This is a genomic window from Halobellus sp. Atlit-38R, assembly GCF_003665925.1.
Classification (GTDB): Archaea; Halobacteriota; Halobacteria; order Halobacteriales; family Haloferacaceae; genus Haloquadratum; species Haloquadratum inordinatus.
The window spans coordinates 1-487 of the sequence record NZ_QXIJ01000258.1; the positions used below are offsets into that span (position 1 = coordinate 1).

1 protein-coding gene is annotated in these 487 nt (G+C 62.2%); it reads left to right on the forward strand.

All coding sequences use genetic code 11. The features are described 5' to 3' along the window. Nucleotides 1-487: type II CAAX prenyl endopeptidase Rce1 family protein (locus D3D02_RS19245; RefSeq protein WP_121571377.1), on the forward strand; the 487-nt coding region annotated here is incomplete at both ends.

Sequence of the window (487 nt, forward strand, 5' to 3'; positions counted from 1 at the left end):
AGCTTCGTCGCAATTGCGTACGCGTTCACCTGGACGATCCAGGGTGCACTCGCGTATTCGGGGATGGAAGCCTCCTGGACGCACTCGATATTGATCGGATTTGGCGGGTTTGGTCCGCCGATTGGCGCCGCAGTCGTCATCTGGGCCTCCGGTGGGAGCCTCCGCACCTGGGTCGGACAGCTGTTCAAATGGCGGATCGGTGTGAAATGGTGGGCACTCTCGATAGGACTCCCGTTCGTCATCCTCTCGCTCGGCGTCCTGTTGTTCGTCCTGGCCGGAGGTCCGATCGATCTCACGGAGTTCGAGTCACCGTTCATCTACCTGTTCGCGATGGCGTGGGGGACCGTGTGGGGTGGCGGCCAAGAGGATCTCGGCTGGCGTGGCTTCATGCTTCCCATACTCCAAGACACCTACAGCGCGCTGGTGTCGAGCGCCATCGTGGGTGTCACGTGGGCGGCCTGGCACCTCCCGCTGTTCCTGAACACCA